The organism is Variovorax sp. 38R (assembly GCF_014843395.1).
Lineage (GTDB): Bacteria > Pseudomonadota > Gammaproteobacteria > Burkholderiales > Burkholderiaceae_C > Variovorax > Variovorax paradoxus_H.
Window position 1 is genome coordinate 2,399,437 of the sequence record NZ_CP062121.1, and the last position, 25,237, is coordinate 2,424,673.

Sequence of the window (25,237 nt, forward strand, 5' to 3'; positions counted from 1 at the left end):
TGCGGAATCAGGCGCCGACGGAGCGCAGCGATTCCGAGGTGAGCGTGAAGTAGCGCGTGCCGATGGCGTCCGACACGTGGTACGCCGCCGTCTCGCAGGTGGCGAGCAGCTGCACCAACGCGGGGTAGTCGGCGCCGGGGCCGGCGGCGCACAGGTGTTCGAGCGTCCAGGTGGCCGGGTCGGGCAGCTCGTACGACAGGGCCGTGAGCTTGCCCGGCGCGCTGCCCGCGAGCCGCGCGATGCGCCCGCGCAGCGTCTGCGTGACCCAGGCCAGCGAGCGCGGGTTCTCGGCATCGAGCACCAGAAGGTCGACCAGCGTGGCGACGTCGCGGCGCTGCTGGTAGCGCGCATGGAAGGTGATGGTGCTGTCGAACAGCGCCACCATGGCCTCGAAGCCGCTCACCTCGTGCACCGCGCCGTTGGCAAAGCCGGCCTCGAGCGCGCTCGACAAAAAGGCCAGCCGTTCGATGTGGCGGCCGATCGACAGCAGCCGCCAGGCGTCGTCGCGTGTCATGCGGTCGGTCTGCGCGCCGGTCATGGCGGCCAGCGCGGTGCTGGCGGATTCGAGTGCGCGCAGGGCGGCGCCGGCGGCAAAGCTGCCTTCGCTGGCCTGCTCGGCCGCGCGCCGCAGGAAGTCGCTTTCGGCGCGCACGATCTGGTTCCAGTTGTCCTGCGACAGCCGTTCACGCACGGCCGCCGCGGCCTGCCGGATGCTGCGCAGGCTGTAGCCCACGCTGCCGCCGTCGTCGACGTCGCCCAGCTCGGCGATGAGTGCGCGTTCGAACACGCGGCGCGAATGCGTCGCCCGCGTGGTGTCTTGTGATGGCGCGCTGCCCGGCGCCTCGGCCGGCACCAGCGAATTGCGCACCGCCATGCGGTGCAGCCATTCGAGCAGCGGGCGCGACGACTGGTCTTCGCTGCCCAGCAGGTTGAGCGTGAGCCGCGCGAGTCGCACCGCGTTCTCGGCGCGCTCGGTGTAGCGGCCGAGCCAGAACATGTTCTCGGCCGCGCGGCTGGTGACCGGCGCGCGATGCCGCGCGAGCGAGGCCGGCGTGGCGTGCGGTTGCAGCAGCGTGGTGCGGTCGACCTCGCCGTGCGTCTGCACCCAGACGTCGGCACTGCTGCCGCCGCGCTGCATGGAGGCGATCTGCGCGTCGGGGCCCGCGAGGCGCGCGAGCCCGCCGGGCAGCACGCGCCACGACTGCGGGCCGTCGCTCACCGCGAACACGCGCAGCATCAGCGCGCGCGGTGCGATGTGGCCGGGGCCGAGGTCACTGGCCCAGGTCGGCATCTGCGACAGCGGCAGGTAGCCCTGCACCGTGTGGACGTCGCCTTCGCGCACGATGCGGCCGGCCCATTCGTCGAGTTCGCGGCGGCCGAGCTGGCTGCCGAGCACCGCGTCGAAGCTGGCGCGCCCCTCGAAACCGGGGTAGGTCGGCTTGATGGCGCTCTCGCCGAGCTGCGGCAGCACGGCCTCGAGCGAGGCGCGTTCGCCGCACCACCAGGTCGGCAGTGCCGGCAGCTTGAGCTTCTCGCCGATGAGCCGCAGCGCCAGCCCCGGCAGGAAGCCCAGCAGCGCGGGCGACTCAAGAAAGGCCGAGCCCGGCATGTTGGCCACCAGCAGGTTGCCCGCGCGGATCGCCTGCAGCAGGCCCGGCACGCCGAGCGTGGAGTCGGGGCGCAGCTCCAGCGGGTCGAGGAACTGGTCGTCGAGCCGCTTGATGAGGCCGTGCACGGGGCGCAGGCCCTGCAGCGTTTTCAGGTACACGCGCTGGTCGCGCACCGTGAGGTCGCTGCCCTCGACCAGCGTGAGGCCGAGGTAGCGCGCCAGGTAGGCGTGCTCGAAGTAGGTTTCGTTGTACGGGCCGGGCGTGAGCAGCGCGATGTGCGGCGGCGAGCCCGACGGGCACATGCGCTGCAGGCCTTCCATCATGGCGCTATAGGTGGCGGCCAGCCGCTGCACGTGCAGCGCCTCGAAGGCCTGCGGAAACTGCCGCGTGATCGCGAGGCGGTTCTCCAGCAGGTAGCCCAGGCCCGAAGGCGCCTGCGTGCGCTGCGACACCACCCACCAGTTGCCATCGGGGCCGCGCGCGAGGTCGAAGGCGGCAATGTGCAGCCAGGTGTCGCCCGCGGGCTTCACGCCGTGCAGCGCGCGCAGGTAGCCCGGATGGCCGCGCACCAGCGCCGGCGGCAACAGGCCCTCGGCCAGCAACTGCTGCGGGCCGTAGGCATCGGCCATCACGCGGTCGAGCACGCGCACGCGCTGCTGCACACCGTCCTCGATCTGCGCCCAGCTCTCGGGCGAGACGATCAGCGGGAACAGGTCGAGCGACCACGGCCGCTGCGGCCCATTGGCGTCGGCGTACACGTTGTAGGTGACGCCGTTGTCACGGATCTGCCGCTCGAGGCTGACCGCGCGGCGGGGCAGGTCATTGAAGCCACCGGGGCCGAGCTGTTCGAAGAAGGCGTTCCAGGCGGGGGTGAGGGGGGGCTGGTCGCTGGAAGAAGAGGGTTCCGGTCCCTGGGACTGGGATTGGGAGGACGAGGGGGACTGGGACTGCGATTGCGACGGAGCCGGTCGCTCCCCCGCGGTGTCGTACAGCAGCGGTGCCGCGGCGGGCGCCGGGGCAGCGCCCGGCAGGGGCCGCGAGGGCACCGCAGGCGTCGCCTCTCCCCGCAATTCGTCGAAATGCCCGGGCAGGGCCGCCGGCGCGAGCGACGACGCCAGCGCCGCCGGATGCTCCGGGGCCTGGGCGTCGAACAGGGATTCGTTCAGGGGTTCCACAGGGGGGAGATTGTCACATCACCGTCACCGGGGCCCTGCGAGCGGTCCGGCGAGGCGAAATGAAGGCGTTGAAGGTCCGTGCACGAATAGCGGTAGTCATAATCAAAAAACCAATCCACCTCTTCACATGAACGCGGCATCCTCCAACTCACCGCTGCAACCGCATATCGAGAGCCGCATCCTGTCATTGCGTGAGCAGCGCGTGATGCTGGATTCCGATCTGGCGGTGCTCTACGACGTGCAGACCAAGGTGCTGGTGCAGGCGGTCAAGCGCAATGCCGAACGCTTTCCGGCCGATTTCATGTTCCAGCTCTCGCCTGAGGAGTGGGCGGCTTTGAGGTCACAAACTGTGACCTCAAACACCGGCCGCGGCGGCCGACGCACGGCGCCCTATGTGTTCACCGAGCAAGGCGTGGCGATGTTGTCCTCGGTGCTCGGCAGCCCGCGCGCCATCGCAGTCAACATCGAAATCATGCGCACTTTCGTGCGGGTCCGGGCACTGGTCACCACGCACCAGGACCTGGCCAGGCGCTTGAGCGAGCTGGAAGAAAAAACCGAGCTGATCGACATGCGGCAGGAATCGTTCAGCAACAACACGCGCAGCCAGCTGCGCCAGGTGTTCGATGCCATCAAGGCGCTGACGACGCCACCCGATCCGCCCAGGCGGCCCATCGGCTTCGTGACGCCCGAAGAGAAGAAGACCCCGAACGCGCGCAGCAAGAAGTAACTGCCCCCGCACGAACAGAGTCCCCTTCACTCTTCAACGTCGCAAGTCCAGCGTGAACGGAAACTCCCGGCTGCCCGGCAGGTCGATGGTGGCCGGTGGCGTGCGCAGCAGGCCCGGCGTGTGGCCCATGCGGGTGAAGCGCGAGTGGCGACGGCTTTCGGCCTCGTAGGCGTTGACCGGGAAGGTGTCGTAGTTGAGCCCGCCCGGGTGGGCGACGAAGTACTGGCAGCCGCCCAGCGAGCGCTTCATCCAGGTGTCGACGAGGTCGAAGGTCAGCGGTGCGTGGGCCGGGATGCTCGGGTGCAGCGCCGAGGGCGGGTTCCACGCCTTGTAGCGCACGCCGGCCACGAACTCGCCGGTGACGCCGGTGGGCTGCAGCGGCAGCACCTTGCCGTTGACGGTGACGACGTGGCGGCTTTCGTTCAGGCCGGTCACGCGCACCTCGATGCGCTCCAGCGACGAATCGACATAGCGCACCGTGCCACCGGCCGAGCCTTCTTCGCCCATCACGTGCCAGGGCTCGAGCGCGTTACGCAGCGACAGTTCCACGCCCATCGATTGCATCTGGCCCACGAGCGGGAAGCGGAACTCGAAGTGCGGCGCGAACCAGTCGGCATCGAACGCAAAGCCGGCCTGGCGCATTTCGCTGATGACGTCGTCGAAGTCCATCTTGACGAAGGTCGGCAGCAGGAAGCGGTCGTGCAGCTCGGTGCCCCAGCGGGTGACGGGCGCCTGGTAAGGCGCGTCCCAGAAGCGCGCGACGAGGGCGCGAATCAGCAGCTGCTGCGCGATGCTCATGCGGGCATGCGGCGGCATTTCAAACGCGCGCAGTTCAAGCAGGCCGAGGCGGCCGGTGCTGGAGTCGGGCGAGTAGAGCTTGTCGATGCAGAACTCGCTGCGGTGCGTGTTGCCCGACACGTCGATCAGGATGTTGCGCAGCGTGCGGTCGACCAGCCACGCAGGCATGTTCTGGCCATAGATCTCGCGGTTCTTGGCGATTTCTTTCAGCGCAATTTCAAGCTCGTAGACCTGGTCGTTGCGCGCTTCGTCCACGCGCGGCGCCTGGCTCGTCGGGCCGATGAACATGCCCGAGAACAGGTAGCTCAGCGACGGGTGGTTGTGCCAGTAGAGCAGTAGGCTGGCCAGCAGCTCGGGCCGGCGCAGGAAGGGGCTGTCGGCGGGCGTGGCGCCGCCCATCACGAAGTGGTTGCCGCCGCCGGTGCCGGTGTGGCGGCCGTCGGTCATGAACTTCTCGGCCGACAGGCGGGTTTCGAACGCGGCGTTGTAGAGAAACTCGGTGTGGTCGACCAGTTCCTTCCAGTTGTGGGCCGGGTGGATGTTGACCTCGATCACGCCCGGGTCGGGCGTCACGGCCAGCATCTTCAGGCGCGGGTCGCGCGGCGGCGGATAGCCCTCCATCACGATGCGCACGCCGAGTTGCTGCGCGGTGGCTTCGATGGCGGCGACGAGGTCGAGGTAGTCCTCCAGGCGCGCGAGCGGCGGCATGAAGACGTAGAGCACGCCCGAGGCGCTGCCCTTCTTCTCGGCCGCGGGGCCGTTGGCTCGGCGCGGGTCGCGCACCTCGACGCACAGTGCGGTGCGCGTGACCCAGTGGGCGGATTCGCCGCGCAACGGTTGGCGCGTGGCGGGTGTGGCGGAGGCACTCGCGGCATCAGCGGCCGTTGCTGCTGCTGCATCGCCATGTGCCGCATCGCCCTTCGCCGCATCGCCGGGGCTCTGCATGCGCAGCGACGCGGCCACCACGGGCGGCGTGCCGAAGGTGTAGGGCACGTCGCCCAGCTCGGCGCCGGCTGCCGTGGTGGCGGTGGCATAGCGCGCGCGGTAGTCGGAGGCACTCGGCAACGCGCCGCGCGGCGCGGTCGGGTCGCGCTCGATAAGGTACGGGTAGTCGCCCTTGCTGGCCCACGGCTGCGAGTCGAGCGGCAGGCGGTAGCCCATGGGCGAATCGCCCGGGATCAGGAAGAGGCGGTCGTCGCGCAGGAACCACGGCCCGGTCTTCCAGCCGGGGCCGGCGAGCGCGGGCGTGTCGCTGTTCGCGTTGCCGGGTTCGATGGGCAGCATGTAGCCGATGACGGCGTCGAGCTTCTGCGTGAACACGCGGCGCAGGCGCACGCGTTCGAGTTCGTCGTCGAGCTTGGAGTCGAAGGGGTCGACGTTCACCGGCAGGCGACGTTCGCGCCAGAGGTAGTAGTAGGTGTCTTCGTAGCCGGGCTGCATGTAGCGCTCGGTGAGGCCCAGCTTGTGCGCCAGCACGGTGGTGAAGCGGCGTGCGTCTTCGCTTGTGTAGTGCGTGGGCACGCGCTCGTCGGCGAACAGTTCGGGGTCGTGCCACAGCGTCTGGCCGTCGGCGCGCCAGAAGATCGACAGCGCCCAACGCGGCAGCTGCTCGCCCGGGTACCACTTGCCCTGGCCGAAATGCAGGAAGCCGCCCTGGCCGTACTCGGCGCGCAGCTTGTGCACGAGCTCGGTGGCGTAGCCGCGCTTGGTGGGGCCGAGCGCGTCGGTGTTCCATTCGGGCGCGTCGCGGTCGCTGGTGGCCACGTAGGTGGGCTCGCCGCCCATGGTGAGGCGCACGTCGCCGGCCACGAGGCGCGCATCGACCGCGTCGCCGAGCGCGAGCACTTCGGCCCATTGTTCTTCGGTGTAGGGCTTGGTGACGCGCGGCGATTCGTAGATGCGCGTGACCTTCATCTCGTGGCTGAACTCGACCTCGGACTCGTCGACGCCGCCCTCGATGGGCGCGGCGCTCGATGGCGAGGGCGTGCAGGCCAGCGGAATGTGGCCTTCGCCGGCCATGAGGCCCGAGGTGGCATCGAGGCCGATCCAGCCGGCGCCCGGCAGGAACACCTCGCACCAGGCGTGCAGGTCGGTGAAGTCGACCGTGGTGCCGCTCGGGCCGTCGAGCGCCTTCACGTCGGGCGTGAGCTGGATCAGGTAGCCCGACACGAAGCGCGCGGCCAGGCCCATGTGGCGCAGCAGCTGCACCAGCAGCCAGCCCGAGTCGCGGCACGAGCCGCTGCCGTTGGTGAGCGTTTCTTCCGGCGTCTGCACGCCGGGCTCCATGCGGATGAGGTAGTTGACGTCCTGCTGCACCTGCTGGTTGATGCCGACCAGGAAGTCGATGGTGCGCTGCTCCTTGCGATCGACCTTGTCGAGGTAGGCCTCCAGCAGCGGCGTGACCGGGTCGGCCACGAGGTAGGGCGCCAGCTCTTCGGCCTGCGAGGCCGTGTACTTGAACGGAAAGTTCTCGGCCTGCGGCTCGAGAAAGAAGTCGAAGGGGTTGTAGACCGCCATCTCGACCACGAGGTCGACCGTGACCTTGAACTCGCGCGTTTTTTCGGGGAACACGAGCCGCGCCTGGTAGTTGGCGAACGGGTCCTGCATCCAGTTGACGAAGTGCTCGGCCGGTTCGACCCGCAGCGAATACGAGATCACATTGCTGCGGCAATGGGGCGCGGGGCGCAGTCGCACGACTTGCGGGCCCAACTGCACCAGGCGGTCGTATGTGTAGTGGGTGACGTGGTGGAGTGCGGCGTGAATGGACATGCGTAGGGGCGTGCAGTGCAGCGAGGTTGCATCGAAAAGATGTCTCTGGTGAGACGCATACTAGCCCAGTTGCCAAGCAATTAACGCGCCATCGAGCGTGGATTGGGGGAGGGTTTGCATCATGGTTTCAGAGGTGTCTGAGGGTCGGTCGCGGCGTGCGTCCGGCGCGGTGGCGGGTGGGTCGGGGGCCTTTGTTGCGCTCGGCGGCACGCTGCTCGGCGCGGCCTTGCAGCTGCGCCAGCCGCTGCTGTGGGAGGCCGGCGTTTACGTCGCGTTGCTGCTCGTGGGGCTCGGCGGCGGATGGCTGTTGTGGCGGTGGGGTGGGCCTCGGCTGATCGTGCTGATGCTGTCGCTGGTCTGCGGCGCGATGACCGGCGCGGGGCTGGCCGGATGGCGCGCCACGGCCTATGCGAATGGCGCGCTGAGCCCGCAGCTCGAAGGGCGCGACCTGCGCCTCACGGGCGTGGTCTCGCAGATGCCGCAGCACAGCGAGATCGGAACACGCTTCCGTTTCGATGTGGAGACGGCGCAATGGGCCGAGGCTTCCCGCGGCGATGCGCCGCCGAGGGTGCCGTCGCGCATCGCGCTCGCCTGGTACGGCGAACACCGCGGCGTGTGGGAGCAGCCCGTCGAGCGGCGCGCGTCCACGGCGCGCAGCGTGGGCGAGGTGCACGCCGGCCAGCGCTGGGAGCTGACCGTGCGCCTGCGCGCGCCGCACGGCAACCTCAATCCGCATGGTTTCGACAGCGAGCTGTGGGCGTGGGAGCAGGGCGTGCATGCTCAGGGCCATGTGCGCGTTGGGGCTCGCGACCTCGCGCCGCGTTTGCTGGGCGTCACCTGGCTGCACCCCATCGAACGGGCACGCGAGGCCGTGCGCGATGCGGTCTTCGCCCGCGTGGACGACCGGCGACAGGCCGGCGTGATCGCCGCGCTGGTCACGGGCGACCAGGGCGCCATCGACCGTGCCGACTGGGACGTATTCCGCGCCACTGGCGTGGCGCACCTGATGTCGATCTCGGGCCTGCACATCACCTTGTTCGCTTGGTTCGCGGCGCACGTCGTGGGCGCGCTCTGGCGGCGCAGCAGTCGGCTCATGCTGTGGCTGCCCGCGCAACAGGCCGCGCTCGCGGGTGGTGTGCTGCTGGCCGCGCTCTATGCGCTCTTCAGCGGATGGGGCGTGCCCTCGCAGCGCACAGTCTGGATGCTCGCGGCCGTGGCGCTGCTGCGCCTCACCGGCCGGCGCTGGCCATGGCCGCATGTCTGGTTGCTGACGGCGGCGGTCGTGGTGGCCGCCGATCCGTGGGCGCTGCTGCAGGCCGGCTTCTGGCTCAGCTTCGTGGCGGTGGCGGTGCTGTTCGCCTCGGCGACGGCCGTGCCGGGCGAGGGCAGGGTGGGGGCGCTCACGCGGCTGCGCCGCTTCTTCCGCGAGCAATGGACCATCACGCTGGCGCTCGCGCCGCTGAGCCTGCTGCTGTTCCAGCAGGTGTCGGCGGTCGGGCTCGTGGCCAATGCGATCGCGATCCCGTGGGTGACGCTGGTGATCACGCCGCTGGCGATGCTCGGTGTGGCGGTGCCGCCGCTGTGGGACGTGGCGGCCGGCGCCGTGAAGCTGTTCGCCCTGTTGCTGCAAGCGTTCGCGGGCTTGCCGTTCGCCACGCTGTCGATGGCCGCGCCGCCGCCGTGGCTGGCCGCGGGCGGCGTGGCCGGTGGCGTGCTGCTGGCGATGCGCCTGCCGTGGTCAATGCGCGCCCTCGGCCTGCCGCTGCTGCTGCCGGTGCTGCTGTGGCAGCCGGTGCGACCTGCCATGGGCGAGTTCGACCTGCTCGCCGCCGACATCGGGCAGGGCAATGCGGTCCTCGTGCGCACCGCCACGCACAGCCTGCTGTACGACACGGGGCCACGCTACGGGCTCGACAGCGATGCCGGCCACCGCGTGCTCGTGCCGCTGCTGCGCGCGCGCGGCGAGCGGCTCGACCTGCTGCTGCTGAGCCACCGCGACATCGACCACACGGGCGGCGCGGCCGCCGTGCTCGCCATGCAGCCGCAGGCCGCGCTGCTGAGTTCCATCGAGGCCGGACATCCGCTGCAGGCGCTGCGCCCCGCGCGCCGCTGCGAGGCCGGTCAGCGCTGGACCTGGGACGGTGTGGATTTCGAGGTGCTGTTTCCCTATGACAGCGACTACCGCAGCTTCACGCGGCCCAATGCCGTGTCGTGCGTGCTGCGCATCGGCAACGGTCGCGCCACGGCGTTGTTGGCCGGCGACATCGAACGGCTGCAGGAAGCCGCGCTGGTCTCACGAACGCCCGGGCTGCAGGCCGACGTGCTGCTGGTGCCGCACCATGGCAGCAAGACGTCGTCGAGCGAGGCCTTCCTTGACGCGGTCCAACCGCGCATCGCGCTGGTCCAGGCCGGCTACCGCAGCCGTTTCGGTCACCCCGCGCCCGAGGTGGTGGCGCGCTACGTAGAGCGCGGCGTGCAGGTGATCGACAGCCCGCGCTGCGGCGCCGCTTATTGGGCGAGCCCGCGGCCGGCCGAGGTGAAGTGTGAACGCGCGCATGATCTGCGCTACTGGCGCCACCGGATGCCCTGAAGGACCGAAACGCCAAATGCCCTCGCATCGCGTTCAAACCTAGGGCTTCTACTGGCCTTGAACTTGCTAAGCTATGGCTCAAGGAGATTGGTCGTTCCATGCACAAATTCGACGAGATGTATGAGCAGCTCCCCTATGCGGGCGCTGCAATCCGGCAACACTACAAACGCTACGACCAATGGCTTGCGAAGCAACCTGGTGAGGTGATGCGATCGCGGCGTGAAGAGGCGGAAATGATTTTCCGCCGGGTCGGCATCACCTTCGCGGTGTATGGCGCCAAGGACGAGGACGGCTCCGGCACCGAGCGGTTGATCCCGTTCGACCTGCTGCCCCGGATCATTCCCTCCCACGAGTGGGAGAGCATGGAAAAGGGGCTGGTGCAACGTGTCACGGCGCTCAACCGCTTCCTGTACGACGTCTACCACGACCAGGACATCATCAAGGCCGGCATCATTCCGGCCGAGCAGATCCTGAACAACGCCCAGTTCCGCCCCGAGATGATGGGCGTGAACGTGCCGCACAACGTCTACTCGAACATCTCGGGCATCGACATCGTGCGAGCCCCCGATGCCCAGGGCAACGGCGAGTACTACGTGCTCGAAGACAACCTGCGCGTGCCCAGCGGCGTGAGCTACATGCTCGAAAATCGCAAGATGATGATGCGGCTCTTCCCCGAGCTCTTTAATCAGAACCGCATCGCGCCGGTCGCCCATTACCCCGACCTGCTGCTCGAAACGTTGCGCGCCAGCGCACCGCCGGCCACGGCCGAGCCCACGGTGGTGGTGCTCACGCCCGGCATGTACAACAGCGCCTACTTCGAGCACGCCTTCCTGGCCCAGCAGATGGGCGTGGAACTGGTCGAAGGCCAAGACCTGTTCGTGAAGGACGACTTCGTCTACATGCGCACCACGCGCGGCCCGCTGCGAGTCGACGTGATCTACCGCCGCGTCGACGACGACTTCCTCGACCCCGACGTGTTCCGCCCGACCTCGACGCTCGGCACGGCCGGCCTCATGCGCGCCTACCGCGCGGGCAATGTCGTCATCTGCAATGCCGTGGGCACCGGCGTGGCCGACGACAAGTCGATCTACCCGTACGTGCCGAAGATGATCGAGTTCTACCTCGGCGAGAAGCCGATCCTGAAGAACGTGCCGACCTACATGTGCCGGAACAAAGACGAGCTGCAGTACACGCTCGACAACATGAAGGACCTGGTCGTCAAGGAGGTGCACGGCGCCGGCGGCTACGGCATGCTCATCGGCCCGGCCGCCACGCAGGCCGAGATCGAAGACTTCAAGAAGGCCGTCATCGCCAAGCCCGACGGCTACATCGCCCAGCCCACGCTGAGCCTGTCGACCTCGCCGACCTTCGTCGACGCCGGCATCGCGCCGCGCCACATCGACCTGCGCCCCTTCGTGCTCTCGGGCAGCGAAGTGCAGATGGTGCCCGGCGGCCTCACGCGCGTGGCGCTCAAGGAAGGGTCGCTGGTGGTCAACTCGTCGCAGGGCGGCGGCACCAAGGACACCTGGATTCTCGAAGCGGACCGCACGGCCAAGCCGAAGGCGGCCACGCAGTCGCAAAGCCAATCGCAGTAGGAGCACAAACGATGCTGTCCCGCACCGCAGACCACCTCTACTGGATGTCGCGCTACACCGAGCGCGCCGAGAACACGGCGCGCATGCTCGACGTCAACTACCAGACCTCGCTGCTGCCGCAGTCGGCCGAGGTCGCCAAGTACGGCTGGCAGGGCGTGCTGTCCATCAGCGAGCTGCTGCCGCTGTACAACGACAAGTACGACCACATCGCGCCGAATGAGGTCATGGAGTTCATGGTCAAGGACGAGAGCAATCCGTCGTCGATCGTCTCCTGCCTGAAGGCCGCCCGCGAGAACGCCCGTGCCGTGCGCGGCGCGCTCACCACCGAGGCCTGGGAAACGCAGAACACCACCTGGCTCGAAGTGAACCGCATGCTGCGCGCCGGCGATTTCGAGCGCGACCCGGGGCAGTTCTTCGAGTGGGTCAAGTTCCGCTCGCACCTGTCGCGCGGCGTCACGCTGGGCACCATGCTCCAGGATGAGGCGTTCTACTTCTCGCGCCTAGGCACCTTTTTGGAGCGTGCCGACAACACCGCGCGTCTGGTCGACGTGAAGTTCCACGCGCTCAACAGCGAATTCTTCGGTGCCGCCACCGAGGAAGACCAGGAGTACGACTTCTATCACTGGAGCGCCATCTTGCGCAGCGTCTCGGCCTTCGAGGTGTACCGCAAGGTCTACCGCGACGTGATCAAGCCCGAGCGCGTGGCCGAGCTGCTCATTCTTCGCGCCGACATGCCGCGCTCGCTGCACGCGAGCCTGGTCGAGGTGGTCAGCAACCTCGCGAAGGTGCAGAACGAGCAGAGCGCCGAAACCCAACGCCGCGCCGGCAAGCTGCTGGCCGACCTGCAGTACGCACGGGTCGACGAGATCCTGGCGACCGGCCTGCATGCCTACCTCACGCAGTTCCTCGACCGGGTGAACGAGCTGGGCGGGCGGATCAGCCAGGACTTCCTGGTGCCGGCGCACTGAGCGAACGGATCGCGACGCCTGTGCCGATGCGGGTGACGACCCATTCGCCACGGGCCTTTTCCATCGAGGGCTTTCTTGAGCCTGAGGAATGCGAGCAGCTGATCTCTCTGGCCGAGCGCGAAGGTTTCGCCTCGGCCGGCGTTCGCACCGCGGACGGACCGAAGGCCATGCCTGCCATTCGCAACAACGAACGCGCGATGCTGCCCTCGCCGGATTGGGTCGAACTGCTGTGGGCGCGGTTGGGGCAGGTCGCATTGCCCGAGGTCGCCGGGCAGGTGCCCCAGGGCCTGCCGAAGGAATTGCGCTTCTACAAATATTCGCCCGGCCAGCGCTTCAAGATGCACAAGGATGGACCGTGGCATGAAGACGGGCTGACGAGCCAGCTCACGCTGCTGGTCTACCTGAACGACGGCTTCACGGGGGGCGACACCGACTTCCGCGAATTCCGCGTCAAGCCGGAAGCCGGCGCGGCCCTGCTGTTCATCCACGACACGTGGCATGAAGGCGCCGCCATCGAGTCCGGAACCAAGTACGTGCTGCGCTCCGATGTGATGTACGGCAACGCCGTTTGAGCGCGCTGCACCGCAGGCTGTCGGCTGCCTCGGCGTCCTAGCGGGAGAACGACTCCACCACCACCGGAATCTCCGGCGCCTGCCACTGGTAGCTGTCACCCAGCACATTGCGCTCGGCCTTCTGCCCGCCCCAGCGAATGCCCAGCAGGTCCATCAGGCTCCAACCCGCCCAGTCCGCGCGAAAGGGCTGCTGCGCCGCGACGCCGGTGGGCAATGCCTCGCGGTTGCGCCAGACGATCGCCGGGATGCGGTAGCCCGAGGCAGTCGCGGGGCTGTGGCCGGCGCGGTCGCTGCCGTGGCCGACTTCCTGGCCGTGGTCGGACAGGTACATCCAGGCGCGGTAGTCGTCCGGCTTGCCGGTGCTGCGGGTCTGCTGCAGCAACTCCGACACCACGAAGTCGTGGTACAGCAGCGCGGCGTCGTACTCCTGGCGGAAGTGACGCACCCAGGCCGATCGGCCGTCCTTCACGAGGCCGTTTTCGACGGCATCGACGTTGTCGTCGAAGGGGTTGGCGTTCTCGGGAAAGCGCAGGCTGTAGTGCGGGTGCGCGCCCATCAGGTGGACGACGATGAGCTTGCGATCGGTGCTCGTGTCGGCAAAGGCTTCCTGCACGCAGTCGAGGATCTCGCCGTCGAGCGAGGCGCTGGCGCGGCCCGGCGTGCGGTTCACCATGTCGACCACGTCGGCATAGCGCGCGTGCTCCTGTTCGATGGCCAGGTCGTCGTGGTTGCTGATCCACCAGACCTTGTAGCCGGCGGCGCGCGCCAGGGCGAGCAGATGGGGCGGAGTCTCGCCGTTCCCGTTGTTTCCGTTGGCGGGCTGGCCGAAATGGAACATGTTGCGCAGCGCGGGCAGGGTGCTTGCGTCTACTGACCACGCGTTCTGCAGCACGGCCATGCGGTCGCCTTCCTGTGCCTTGTGCGCCTGCAGGCGCGGCGTGGTCGGGCGGCCGTAGCCGTACAGCCCCATGTTGTCGCGGTTGATGCTGTCGGTGATGACGAGCACGACTGTCGACGGCCCCTCGCGCGAGAACACCGGGGCGATCTGCCGGGCCTGGGCCATCTGTGCATCGCGGGTTTTTTCCTGGTCGGCCCAGGCGGCGCGCTGGTCGTGCAGCGACTGCGACCACTGGGTCCAGAAGACGACCGGGTGCAGCCGCCGCCAGGGCTTGCTCACATAGGCGACGCAAGCCGCGAGCAGGATCAGGAGCAGCAGCGAGCGCGCCCAGAACGGCCGACGCGCGCGCGGCGCCGTGGCGCCGCGCCGCGCGAACAGTCCCGCCACCACGCCCGCCGCCGCGAGCGCGGCCGACCAGACGACGGCGGAGCGCCAGTGCATGCGGAGGTACTCGACGCTTTCGCGTGCGTTGGTGTTGGCGGCCGCGCCCAGCACCATGGCGCTGTCGGGTGCGGCCTGGTAGGTGTCGAGCAGATAAGCGCGCACCACGGCGTCGAGCCCGAAGCCCATGACCCAGAGCCACACGAGCGCTGTGCGCCAGCGCCGCAGGCGCGCGCTGTGCAGCGGCCACAGCAGCCAGAGCACGGGCGGGGCGGCGAGCACCGCGAGCTGGGCGATGCGGCGGCCGTCGTGGCCCAGGGCGATGAGCGCCAGCAGCGTGGCGCCGACCACGCCGCAGGCCAGCAGGGCGCTGGCGGTGTGACGCGGGGCGTCTGTAGGTGGGTGTGTCAAGCGCGGGTGGGGGAGTCGAAGGCGGGCGAATTCTGCCCCGCACCCTGTCGCTGCACCTTCAGTGTCCTGACCCTTGCGGGGTCTTTGAGTGACGCCTCAGGGATATCCCCGCGGAACTTATTCACGCCCAGCGTCCCAGAGGGGCTTCGCCCGGCGTTTGCCGGACCCGTGTCTCTTGAAAGGAACCCTCGCCCCATGGCCCGATTCAGCCGCCGACTGCCCGCGCTCCTGCTCGCATTCTTCTTTTCGTGGATGGTGTTGCCGTCCGCCTTTGCCGCGCAGCCGCAGATGGTCAGTGTCGCGGTCAAGACGCTGAACATGCGCACCGGCCCGAGCCAGCGCGCCGAGGCGCACTGGACGGTGAGCCGGGGTTATCCGCTGCGCGTGATCGGTCGCAAGGGCGACTGGCTGCGCGTCACCGACTTCGAGAACGACAAGGCCTGGGTCTTCCGTTCGATGACGAACAAGACGCCGCACCACGTCGTGAAGGCGAAGACGGCGCAGTTGCGCCGCGCACCCGGCGCGCGCAGCCCGGTCGTGAAGCGGGCCGTGTACGGCGACGTGCTGCGCACTCTCGAGCGCCGCGGCGACTGGGTGAAGGTGCGCCACGAAGGCGGCACCACCGGCTGGGTGCTGAAGCGCTCCCTCTGGGGTTGGTGAGATCGAAGGCGCTCAGGTCGCGGTGGCCTGGCGCACTGCGCGCTCCCAGCGCGCCATCGATTCCTCGGCTTGCGCGCGGCCCATGGTGGGCATGAAGCGGCGCTCGATCTTCCACAGCTTCGAGAGCTGGCGCGCGTCGGTGTAGACGCCCGTCGACAGCCCCGCAAGGTAGGCCGCGCCCAGCGCGGTGGTCTCGATCACTTCGGGCCGCACCACCGGAATGCCCAGTAGGTCGGCCTGGAACTGCATCAGCAAATCGTTCACGCTCGCGCCGCCGTCCACGCGCAGCTCGGCCACGGGCTTGCCGCCTGCAGCCACCGCATCGCGGCTCATGGCCTGCAGCAGTGCGGCACTTTGGTACGCGATGCTTTCGAGCGCGGCGCGCGCGATGTGCGCGACCGTGGTGCCGCGCGTGAGTCCGGTGATCGTGCCGCGCGCGTCCGCGTCCCAGTAGGGCGCGCCCAGGCCGGTGAAGGCTGGCACCATCATCACGCCGCCTGCATCGGGCACGCTCTCGGCGAGCGATTGCACCTCGGCGCTGCCCTTGATGGCCTTGAGGCCGTCGCGCAGCCACTGCACCACCGCACCGCCGACGAACACGCTGCCTTCCATCGCGTACTGCGGCGTCGAATCGACCTGCGCGGCGCTGGTCACGAGCAGGCCGTTCTGTGAGGGCTGGAAGGCCGCGCCCGTGTGCATCAGCAGGAAGCAGCCGGTGCCGTAGGTGTTCTTGGCCATGCCGGCCTCGAAGCAGGCCTGGCCGAAGAGGGCGCTCTGCTGGTCGCCGGCCACGCCGCCGATGGGCAGCGTGTGGCCGAGCAGCGCGGCATCGGTGTCGGCAAAGTGCGAGCTCGACGGCTGCACCTTCGGCAGCAGCGCGGCGGGGATCTTCAGTGCGGCGAGCAGGTCGGCGTCCCATTCGTTGGTGTGCACGTTGAACAGCATCGTGCGCGAGGCATTGCTCACGTCGGTCACGTGCACCTTGCCGCCGGTGAGCTGCCACATGAGCCAGCTGTCGACCGTGCCGAAGGCCAGCTCGCCACGTTCGGCCTGGGCGCGCGCGCCGGGCACGTTGTCCAGCAGCCAGCGCAGCTTGGTGCCCGAAAAGTACGCATCGATCACGAGGCCGGTCTTCTCGCGGATGGTGTCCGTCATGCCTTCGTCGCGCAGCTGCGCGCACAGCGGCTCGGCGCGGCGGTCCTGCCAGACGATGGCGTGGTGCACCGGCTGGCCGGTGGCGCGGTTCCACAGCACGGTGGTTTCGCGCTGGTTGGTGATGCCGATGGCGTGGATGTCGGTGGGCTGCAGCTTGGCCTTGGCCAGCACCTCGCGCGCGGTGGCGAGCTGGCTGCGCCAGATTTCCATCGGGTCGTGCTCGACCCAGCCCGGCTGCGGATAGATCTGCGTGAGTTCCTTCTGCGCGATGGCGACGATGCGGCCTTCGCGGTCGAACACGATGCTGCGCGAGCTGGAGGTGCCCTGGTCGAGGGCGAGCAGGTAGGTGGTCATTCGGTGGATGTTTCTGGGGTCAGATGTCGCGCGCGATTTCCAACCGCACCTGCGCGGCATGCAGCAGGTCGGGAAACGGCGGCGGCGGTGCGGCGTCGGTGAACAGGCGGTCGATCTGCGAGAGCGTGCCCAGCTCGATCATGGCCGGCCGGTTGAACTTGCTCGCATCGGCCGCCAGCCACACCTCGCGCGCCTGGGCAATGATGGTCTGCGCGACCTTCACCTCGCGCAGGTCGAAGTCGCGCAGCGAGCCGTCGACCTCGATGCTCGACACGCCGATGAGCGCGATGTCGACCTTGAACTGGCGGATGAAGTCGATGGTGGCCTCGCCCACCACGGCGCGGTCGCGCGGGCGCACCGAGCCGCCGGCCACGATCACCTCGCAGGCCGTGTTGCCGCTCAGGATGGTCGCCACGTTCAGGTTGTTGGTGATCACGCGCAGGCCCGTGTGACGCATCAGCGCCTTGGCGATGGCCTCGGTGGTGGTGCCGATGTTGAGGATCAGCGAGCAGTCGTTGGGCACCAGCTCGGCCACGCGGCGCGCGATGCGCGCTTTGCCGTCGGCGTTGAGCGTTTCGCGCTGCTGGTAGCCGATGTTCTCGGTGGTCGAACTCGGCACCCGCACGCCGCCGTGGAAGCGCGTCAGCAAGCCCGCGTCGGCCAGCCGCTGCACGTCGCGGCGCACGGTCTGCAGCGTCACGCCCAGCATGTCGGCGAGCTGTTCGACGGTGACGGAGCCGCGCGCGCGCACGGTGTCGAGAAGGTTGATCTGGCGCGGATTGGAGTTCACAGAGACGTCGTGGAAAGCGGAAAGACTGGGCTCGAGGGTACAGGCCGCGTCACTTTAAAACGAAAGAAAACGAATCTTAGTAAGGGAAAACTCGGAGGAAAATCGCGCCAAAAGGAATCCAAATGAAAAAACTCGAAAATACAATTTCGGCCTTTGCTGACAAAAGTCACGAACCTACGGACCTCCAGCCTGTGACCGATTTCTCCTCTCCAGCGGCCGCGCCGGCCACCGATTGCGATGTGCTGATCGTCGGCGGCGGCATCAACGGGTGCGGCATTGCGCGCGACCTGGCCGGCCGGGGCTGGCGCGTGGTGTTGTGCGAGAAGGACGACCTGGCCTCGCACACCTCGTCGTCTTCGACCAAGCTGATCCACGGCGGGCTGCGCTACCTGGAGTACTACGAGTTCTCGCTGGTGCGCAAGGCGCTGCAGGAGCGCGAAGTGCTGCTCAAGAGCGCGCCGCACATCATGTGGCCGCTGCGCTTCGTGATGCCGCACGACCCGTCGATGCGCCCGGCCTGGATGATCCGCATCGGCCTGTTCATGTACGACCACCTCGCCAAGCGCGAGGTGCTGCCGCCGTCGCGCGGCATCGACCTGCGCCAGCACGCGGCCGGCGCGCCGCTCAAGGCGCAGTACAAGCGCGGCTTCGTGTACTCGGACGGCTGGGTCGACGACGCGCGGCTGGTGGTGCTCAACGCCATCGATGCGCGCTCGAAGGGCGCCGAGGTGCTCACGCGCACGCGCTGCATCCATGCGCAACGCGGCGCCGACGGCTGGGTCGCCACGCTCGAAGGCCCCGATGGCGCGCACCGCACCGTGCGTGCGCGCGCCGTGGTGAACGCGGCCGGCCCGTGGGCCGAGTCCTTCCTGCGCGGCGTGGCCCAGTCGGCGCGCGGCGAGGCGTTGGCCACCAAGAGCCTGCGGCTCGTGAAGGGCAGCCACATCATCGTGCCGCGCCTGTTCGACCACGACCATGCCTACATCTTCCAGAACCCCGACAAGCGGATCATCTTCGCCATTCCTTACCAGGGCGCGTTCACGCTGATCGGCACCACCGACATCGAGATCAGCGGCGACGACCCCGGCGGCGCGCGCATCGCGCAGGAAGAAATCGACTACCTCTGCACCCAGGCCAGCCGCTATTTCGACAAGGCCATCGTGCCGGCCGACGTGGTCTGGACCTACTCGGGCGTGCGACCGCTGCTGGACGACGCCTCGGGCGACCCCTCGGCCGTCACGCGTGACTACCTGCTCGAATCGAACACCACCGCCGCGCCGCTGCTGTCGGTGTGGGGCGGCAAGATCACCACCTTCCGCAAGCTGGCCGAAGATGCGGCCGACGAGGTCGGCAAGATGCTCGGCCAGTCGGGTGCGCAACGCCCGGCATGGACCGACGGCGCCTTCCTGGCCGGCGGTGACCTGTCGGCCTGGATCGGCGCGCCCAAGCGCCCCGACGACGACTTCGGCCGCTTCGTGACGGCCGTGCAGGCGAAGTACCCCTGGCTCGACGCCAAGGTCGCGCTGCGGCTGGCGCGCGGCTACGGCGCGCGCGTGGCCGAACTGGTCGGCGAGTCGCAGGCGCTGGCCGACATGGGCGCCGAGGTCGCGCCCGGCCTGTACGAGCGCGAGCTGCGCTTTTTGCAGGCGCGCGAATGGGCCGTGAGCTCGGACGACGTGCTCTGGCGCCGCACCAAGCTCGGCCTGCACTACACGCCCGCCGAGCGCGAGCAGGTGGCGATCTGGCTGCAGGCCAACGCAACGAACAACAACGACACCGTGGAAGTGGAGGTGAGCTGATGCAGCTGACTCTGGAGCGCGTCACCAAGAAGGTCGGCGCGCACACCTGGCTCTATGAGCAGAGCATCGTGCCCAAAAGCGGCGCGGTGACCGTGCTGCTCGGCGCCACGCAGGCCGGCAAGACCAGCCTGATGCGCCTCATGGCCGGGCTCGACACGCCGAGCACCGGGCGTGTGCTGGTGGACGGCAAGGACGTCACCGGCACGCCGGTGCGCGAGCGCAATGTCGCGATGGTCTACCAGCAGTTCATCAACTACCCCTCGCTCAAGGTGTTCGACAACATCGCCTCGCCGCTGAAGCTGCGCGGCGAATCGAACATCGAGGCGCGCGTGAAGGCGCTGGCCGACAAGCTGCACATCGGCATGTTCCTCGACCGCCTGCCGGCCGAGCTCTCGGGCGGCCAGCAGCAGCGCGTGGCGCTGGCGCGCGCGCTCGCCAAGAACGCACCGCTCATGCTGCTCGACGAGCCGCTGGTCAACCTCGACTACAAGCTGCGCGAAGGTCTGCGCGAAGAACTCACGCAGCTCTTTGCCACCGGCGATTCGACCGTCATCTACGCCACCACCGAGCCCGGCGAAGCGCTGCTGCTCGGCGGCTACACGGCCGTGATGGACGCCGGCGAGCTGCTGCAGTACGGCCCGACCGCCGAGGTGTTCCATGCGCCGCAGTCGCTGCGCGTGGCACGCGCCTTCAGCGATCCGCCGATGAACCTGCTGGCGGGCACGGCCACGGCCGGCCGCGTGCAGCTCGCGGGCGGGCCCGCGCTCACGCTGGCACTGCCAGAAAGCGTGTCGGGCCCCGTCACCGTCGGCCTGCGCGCGAGTGCCCTGAACGTGGGTGCAGGGGAGGGCGACATCGCCTTGTCCGGCAAGGTGGAGCTCGCCGAGATTTCGGGCTCCGACACCTTCGTGCACGTCGATACGGCGGTGGGCGAACTGGTGGCGCAGCTCACCGGTGTGCACCGCTTCGAGCTGGGCGCCGCGATCACGCTGTACTTCAGCGCGTCGCAGGCCTATGTGTTCGATGCCAGCGAAAAGCTGGCGCTCGCGCCGGCATGGCGCAAAGGAAGCTAGTCATGGCACGCATCGATCTCGACCTGGCCCACGCCTACCGCGCCAACCCCACGCAGGACAGCGACTACGCGCTGCTCCCGCTCAAGATGAGCTTCCGCGATGGCGGCGCCTATGCCTTGCTCGGCCCTTCGGGCTGCGGCAAGACGACCATGCTCAACATCATCTCGGGCCTGCTCGTGCCCTCGCAGGGCAGCGTGAGCTTCGACGGCCGCGACATGACGCGCGCCACGCCGCAGGAACGCAACATCGCGCAGGTGTTCCAGTTTCCGGTGATCTACGACACCATGACCGTGGCCGAGAACCTGGCGTTCCCGCTGCGCAACCGCAAGGTGCCCGAAGACCAGATCAAGAAGCGCGTCGGCGAAATCGCCGAAATGCTCGACATGAGCGGGCAGCTCAACCAGCGCGCGGCGGGCCTCGCGGCCGACGCCAAGCAGAAGATCTCGCTGGGCCGCGGCCTGGTGCGCAGCGATGTGTCGGCGGTGCTCTTCGACGAGCCGCTCACCGTGATCGATCCGCACCTGAAGTGGCAGCTGCGCCGCAAGTTGAAGCAGATCCATCGCGAGCTGAAACTCACGCTGATCTATGTGACGCACGACCAGGTCGAGGCGCTCACCTTCGCCGAGGAGGTGGTGGTCATGACGCGCGGCAAGGCCGTGCAGGTGGGCAGCGCCGAGGCGCTGTTCGAGCGGCCGGCCCACACCTTCGTCGGGCATTTCATCGGCTCGCCGGGCATGAACTTTTTGTCGGCCCACAGCGCCAACGGCGCGCTCGAAGTGGCGGGCACGCCGCTGGTGCCGACGCGCGAACTGCCGCCCGGCGCACTCAAGATCGGCATCCGGCCCGAGTACCTGCGCCTGTCGAATGCGGGCGCCGCCGGCGCCGTGCCGGCGGTGGTGAAGCAGGTGCAGGACGTCGGCACGCACGCGATGTTGAGCGCGGAAGTCGGCGGTGGCGTGGTCAAGGTTCGCATGCACTCGGACGAACAGCCGCCGACGGTGGGCGACACGGTGTGGCTGCGGGTGCTCGATACGCATACGTGCTACTACAAGGACGAGGAGCTGGTGGCATGAACCCAACCAACAAGCCGATCAACCAGAAGGCGTGGTGGCTCGTGCTGCCGGTGCTCATCTGCGTGGCCTTCTCGGCCATCGTGCCGCTGATGACGGTCGTCAACTACTCGGTGCAGGACATCATCTCGCCCGACCGGCGCGTGTTCGTCGGCACCGAATGGTTCGCTGCCGTGATGCGCGACGACGAACTGCACCAGGCGCTCTGGCGCCAGCTGGGCTTCTCGCTCTCAGTGCTGCTGGTGGAGATTCCGCTGGGCATCGCGCTCGCGCTGTCGATGCCGGCCACGGGCTGGAAGTCGTCGGCGGTGCTGGTGGTGGTGGCGCTGTCGCTGCTGATTCCGTGGAACGTGGTGGGCACCATCTGGCAGATCTACGGCCGCGCCGACATCGGCCTGCTGGGCCACGCGCTGCAGGTCATGGGCATCGAATACAACTACACCGGCAGCGCGACCGACGCGTGGCTCACGGTGCTGGTGATGGACGTGTGGCACTGGACGCCCCTGGTGGCCTTGCTCTGCTATGCGGGGCTGCGCTCGATTCCCGACGCCTACTACCAGGCCGCACGCATCGACGGCGCCAGCAAATTCGCGGTGTTCCGCTACATCCAGCTGCCCAAGATGCGCGGTGTGCTGATGATTGCGGTGCTGCTGCGCTTCATGGACAGCTTCATGATCTACACCGAGCCCTTCGTGCTGACGGGCGGCGGGCCGGGCAACGCGACCACCTTCCTGAGCCAATACCTCACGCAGAAGGCCGTGGGGCAGTTCGACCTCGGGCCGGCTGCTGCGTTCTCGCTGATCTATTTCCTGATCATTTTGTTGTTCTGCTTCGTGCTCTACAACTGGATGCAACGGGTCGGTACACAGGAAGTGGAGAAAGAGCAATGAACGAAAAACGCTTCCACAAGCGCAGCATCTTCCTGGTGCTGTACATCCTGTTCGCGCTGTTGCCCATCTACTGGATGATCAACATGAGCTTCAAGACGAACGAGGAGATCGTGTCGAGCTTCTCGTTCTTTCCGCAGCAGCTCACCTGGGCCAACTACGCGCGCATCTTCACCGACGAGTCGTGGTACTCGGGCTACATCAACAGCCTGATCTACGTGGCGATCAACACGGTGATCTCGCTCACCGTGGCGTTGCCGGCGGCCTATGCGTTCTCGCGCTATTCGTTCCTGGGCGACAAGCACGTGTTCTTCTGGCTGCTGACCAACCGCATGACGCCGCCCGCGGTGTTCCTGCTGCCGTTCTTCCAGCTGTACAGCACCGTGGGCCTCATGGACACGCACCTGGGCGTGGCGCTGGCGCACCTGCTCTTCAACGTGCCGCTGGCGGTGTGGATTCTCGAAGGCTTCATGAGCGGCATTCCGCGTGAGATCGACGAGACCGCGTACATCGACGGCTACTCGTTCCCGCGCTTCTTCCTCACCATCTTCCTGCCGCTCATCAAGGCCGGCGTGGGCGTGGCGGCGTTCTTCTGCTTCATGTTCAGCTGGGTCGAACTGCTGCTGGCGCGCACGCTCACCAGCGTGAACGCCAAGCCCATCGTGGCGACGATGACGCGCACGGTCAGTGCCTCGGGCATGGACTGGGCCACGCTGGCCGCGGCGGGTGTGCTCACCATCGTGCCGGGCGCGATCGTGATCTGGTTTGTCCGTCACTACATCGCAAAAGGCTTTGCGATGGGCCGCGTCTAAGGAGACCAAGACATGTTCGACTGGATGGTCTGGACCACCCCCGTGGCCGTTTTCTTCACCTGCATCGCCCTCATGCTGGTCGGCATGACCGTGTGGGAGATCAAGTCGCCCACTGTCATGCGGCGCGGCTGGCTGCCGATTGCCACCACGCGCGGCGACCGGCTGTTCATCGGCCTGCTGTCCGCTGCCTACGTGAACCTGATCTTCGTCGGCGTGGCCGGCAAGGTGCAGGAGTGGCTGAGCCTGGAGGCCGAGCCCTCGATCTGGATCGGCTTCGTGCTGTCGATGCTGGTTCTTGCCCTGGTCATGCGCAAAGGCTAGGTTTCACAGATTTTGCTGACGCGTCCGGCTCTCCGCCTCCCCGGAGCCGCGATGAAAAAACCGGGGAAGCACAACCGAGGAGACATATTCATGAAGATGCGCTACACGGCATTGGCAATGGCGGCGGCGATGGTCGCCGCGCACGGCGCATGGGCCGCAGAGCCCGAAGCCAAGAAATGGATCGACAGCGAGTTCCAGCCGTCGACCCTGAGCAAGGACCAGCAGGCAGCCGAGATGAAGTGGTTCATCGACGCGGCCAAGAAGCTGCAGGCCAAGGGCGTCAAGGAAATCTCGGTGGTGTCGGAGACCATCACCACGCATGAATACGAATCGAAGACGCTGGCCAAGGCCTTCGAGGAAATCACCGGCATCAAGGTGAAGCACGACCTGATCCAGGAAGGCGACGTGGTCGAGAAGCTGCAGACCTCGATGCAGTCGGGCAAGTCGATCTACGACGGCTGGATTTCCGACTCCGACCTGATCGGTACGCACTACCGCTACGGCAAGATGATGAACCTCACCGACTACATGGCCGGTGCGGGCAAGGAGTACACCAACCCCGGGCTCGACATCAAGGACTTCATCGGCACCAAGTTCACCACTGCGCCCGACGGCAAGCTGTACCAGCTGCCCGACCAGCAGTTCGCCAACCTGTACTGGTTCCGCGCCGACCTGTTCGCGCGCAAGGACCTGCAGGACAAGTTCAAGGCCAAGTACGGCTACGACCTGGGCGTGCCGCTGAACTGGAGCGCCTACGAAGACATCGCCGAGTTCTTCAGCGTCGACGTGAAGACCATCGACGGCAAGCCGATCTACGGCCACATGGACTACGGCAAGAAAGACCCGTCGCTGGGCTGGCGCTTCACCGACGCGTGGCTCTCGATGGCCGGCACCGCCGACATCGGCACCCCGAACGGCATGCCGATCGACGAGTGGGGCATCCGCGTGGCCGACGACAAGTGCACGCCCGTGGGCGCGGCCGTGTCGCGCGGCGGTGCGACCAACTCGCCGGCCGCCGTGTACGCGCTCACCAAGTACATCGACTGGATGAAGAAGTACGCGCCCAAGGAAGCCATGGGCATGACCTTCGGCGAAGCCGGCCCGGTGCCCGCGCAGGGCCAGATTGCCCAGCAGATCTTCTGGTACACGGCCTTCACGGCCGACATGACCAAGAAGGGCCTGCCCGTGGTGAACGAGGACGGCACGCCCAAGTGGCGCATGGCGCCCGGCCCGAACGGCCCGTACTGGAAGCAGGGCATGCAGAACGGCTACCAGGACGTGGGTTCGTGGTCGTTCTTCAACGGCCATGACGCCAACAAGACGGCTGCTGCCTGGCTCTACGCCCAGTTCGTGACCTCCAAGAGCGTCTCGCTCAAGAAGACCATCGTGGGCCTGACCCCGATCCGCGAATCGGACATCCAGAGCAAGGCCATGACCGACATGGCGCCCAAGCTGGGCGGCCTGGTCGAGTTCTACCGCAGCCCGGCCCGCGTGGCATGGACGCCCACCGGCACCAACGTGCCCGACTACCCGAAGCTGGCGCAGCTGTGGTGGAAGAACGTGGCCGAGGCCGTCACGGGCGAGAAGACCCCGCAAAAAGCCATGGACAACCTGGCCGACGAGATGGACAACGTGATGGGCCGCCTGCAACGCGCCGGCATGGCCCACTGCGCGCCCAAGCTCAACCCGAAGGGCGACCCGAACAAGTGGCTCAGCGACAAGAACGCCCCGTGGAAGAAGCTGGCCAACGAAAAGCCCAAGGGCGAGACCATCGATTACAACAAGCTGCTGAGCGCCTGGAAGGACGGCAAGGTGCGCTGAG

The 25,237-nt window shown here is 67.8% G+C and carries 18 protein-coding genes; 13 read left to right on the forward strand and 5 right to left on the reverse strand.

Features of this window, described 5'->3' with window-relative positions:
- Positions 1–7: 7 nt before the first annotated feature.
- Complete coding sequence (locus IG196_RS10870) at positions 8–2,785, reverse strand: circularly permuted type 2 ATP-grasp protein (protein ID WP_192196154.1); 2,778 nt, start codon at positions 2,783–2,785, stop codon at positions 8–10.
- A 127-nt stretch (positions 2,786–2,912) separates the two neighbouring features.
- Here IG196_RS10870 and IG196_RS10875 point away from each other — a divergent pair, with 127 nt between their 5' ends.
- Complete coding sequence (locus tag IG196_RS10875; protein ID WP_192196155.1) at positions 2,913–3,512, forward strand: ORF6N domain-containing protein; 600 nt, start codon at positions 2,913–2,915, stop codon at positions 3,510–3,512.
- A 33-nt stretch (positions 3,513–3,545) separates the two neighbouring features.
- Here the strand turns inward: IG196_RS10875 and IG196_RS10880 are convergent, their stop codons facing one another.
- Positions 3,546–7,079: a DUF2126 domain-containing protein gene (locus IG196_RS10880; protein WP_192196156.1), complete on the reverse strand. Its 3,534-nt coding sequence runs from the start codon at positions 7,077–7,079 to the stop codon at positions 3,546–3,548.
- Between the two features lie 133 nt (positions 7,080–7,212).
- On the opposite strand from IG196_RS10880, the gene IG196_RS10885 reads away from it, so the two are divergent.
- From IG196_RS10885 to IG196_RS10900, 4 genes are all read left to right on the forward strand, one after another.
- Complete coding sequence (locus IG196_RS10885) at positions 7,213–9,669, forward strand: DNA internalization-related competence protein ComEC/Rec2 (protein ID WP_412556374.1); 2,457 nt, start codon at positions 7,213–7,215, stop codon at positions 9,667–9,669.
- Positions 9,670–9,767: 98 nt separating this feature from the next.
- Positions 9,768–11,264 (forward strand): circularly permuted type 2 ATP-grasp protein, encoded by a 1,497-nt coding sequence (locus IG196_RS10890; RefSeq protein ID WP_101492360.1) that lies wholly within the window; start codon positions 9,768–9,770, stop codon positions 11,262–11,264.
- Positions 11,265–11,275: 11 nt separating this feature from the next.
- A complete protein-coding gene (locus IG196_RS10895) occupies positions 11,276–12,232 on the forward strand; it encodes an alpha-E domain-containing protein (RefSeq protein ID WP_101492361.1) in 957 nt (318 codons plus the stop codon).
- A gap of 167 nt (positions 12,233–12,399) precedes the next feature.
- Positions 12,400–12,804: a 2OG-Fe(II) oxygenase gene (locus IG196_RS10900; protein ID WP_192196158.1), complete on the forward strand. Its 405-nt coding sequence runs from the start codon at positions 12,400–12,402 to the stop codon at positions 12,802–12,804.
- A 37-nt stretch (positions 12,805–12,841) separates the two neighbouring features.
- Here IG196_RS10900 and IG196_RS10905 read toward each other — a convergent pair whose 3' ends face one another.
- A complete protein-coding gene (locus IG196_RS10905; RefSeq protein WP_225617002.1) occupies positions 12,842–14,494 on the reverse strand; it encodes a sulfatase-like hydrolase/transferase in 1,653 nt (550 codons plus the stop codon).
- Positions 14,495–14,689: 195 nt separating this feature from the next.
- Here IG196_RS10905 and IG196_RS10910 point away from each other — a divergent pair, with 195 nt between their 5' ends.
- A complete protein-coding gene (locus IG196_RS10910; RefSeq protein WP_192196159.1) occupies positions 14,690–15,154 on the forward strand; it encodes an SH3 domain-containing protein in 465 nt (154 codons plus the stop codon).
- Positions 15,155–15,166: 12 nt separating this feature from the next.
- Here the strand turns inward: IG196_RS10910 and glpK are convergent, their stop codons facing one another.
- Positions 15,167–16,663: a glycerol kinase GlpK gene (gene glpK / locus IG196_RS10915; protein ID WP_192196160.1), complete on the reverse strand. Its 1,497-nt coding sequence runs from the start codon at positions 16,661–16,663 to the stop codon at positions 15,167–15,169.
- Positions 16,664–16,682: 19 nt separating this feature from the next.
- The gene (locus tag IG196_RS10920) at positions 16,683–17,453 is read right to left on the reverse strand and encodes a DeoR/GlpR family DNA-binding transcription regulator (protein WP_099796344.1); all 771 of its coding nucleotides are present in this window, start codon (positions 17,451–17,453) and stop codon (positions 16,683–16,685) included.
- Positions 17,454–17,575: 122 nt separating this feature from the next.
- Here IG196_RS10920 and glpD point away from each other — a divergent pair, with 122 nt between their 5' ends.
- From glpD to IG196_RS10955, 7 genes are all read left to right on the forward strand, one after another.
- A complete protein-coding gene (gene glpD / locus IG196_RS10925; RefSeq protein WP_192196161.1) occupies positions 17,576–19,252 on the forward strand; it encodes a glycerol-3-phosphate dehydrogenase in 1,677 nt (558 codons plus the stop codon).
- A complete protein-coding gene (locus IG196_RS10930) occupies positions 19,252–20,325 on the forward strand; it encodes an ABC transporter ATP-binding protein (protein WP_192196162.1) in 1,074 nt (357 codons plus the stop codon). Before glpD ends, IG196_RS10930 begins: the two co-directional genes overlap by 1 nt.
- Before the next feature lie 2 nt (positions 20,326–20,327).
- Positions 20,328–21,398 carry an ABC transporter ATP-binding protein gene (locus IG196_RS10935; protein ID WP_192196163.1) on the forward strand — a complete coding sequence of 357 codons (1,071 nt, stop codon included), beginning with the start codon at positions 20,328–20,330 and terminating at the stop codon, positions 21,396–21,398.
- On the forward strand, positions 21,395–22,285 hold the full coding sequence (locus IG196_RS10940; protein WP_062476737.1) for a carbohydrate ABC transporter permease: 891 nt from the start codon (positions 21,395–21,397) through the stop codon (positions 22,283–22,285). Before IG196_RS10935 ends, IG196_RS10940 begins: the two co-directional genes overlap by 4 nt.
- Positions 22,282–23,094: a carbohydrate ABC transporter permease gene (locus IG196_RS10945; RefSeq protein WP_192196164.1), complete on the forward strand. Its 813-nt coding sequence runs from the start codon at positions 22,282–22,284 to the stop codon at positions 23,092–23,094. The genes IG196_RS10940 and IG196_RS10945 overlap by 4 nt, the downstream gene beginning before the upstream one ends.
- A 12-nt stretch (positions 23,095–23,106) precedes the next feature.
- Positions 23,107–23,415, forward strand: a complete 309-nt coding sequence (locus IG196_RS10950; protein WP_192196165.1) for a DUF2160 domain-containing protein — start codon at positions 23,107–23,109, stop codon at positions 23,413–23,415.
- Positions 23,416–23,505: 90 nt separating this feature from the next.
- Positions 23,506–25,236: an ABC transporter substrate-binding protein gene (locus IG196_RS10955; protein WP_101492371.1), complete on the forward strand. Its 1,731-nt coding sequence runs from the start codon at positions 23,506–23,508 to the stop codon at positions 25,234–25,236.
- The last annotated feature ends 1 nt before the right edge of the window (position 25,237 follow it).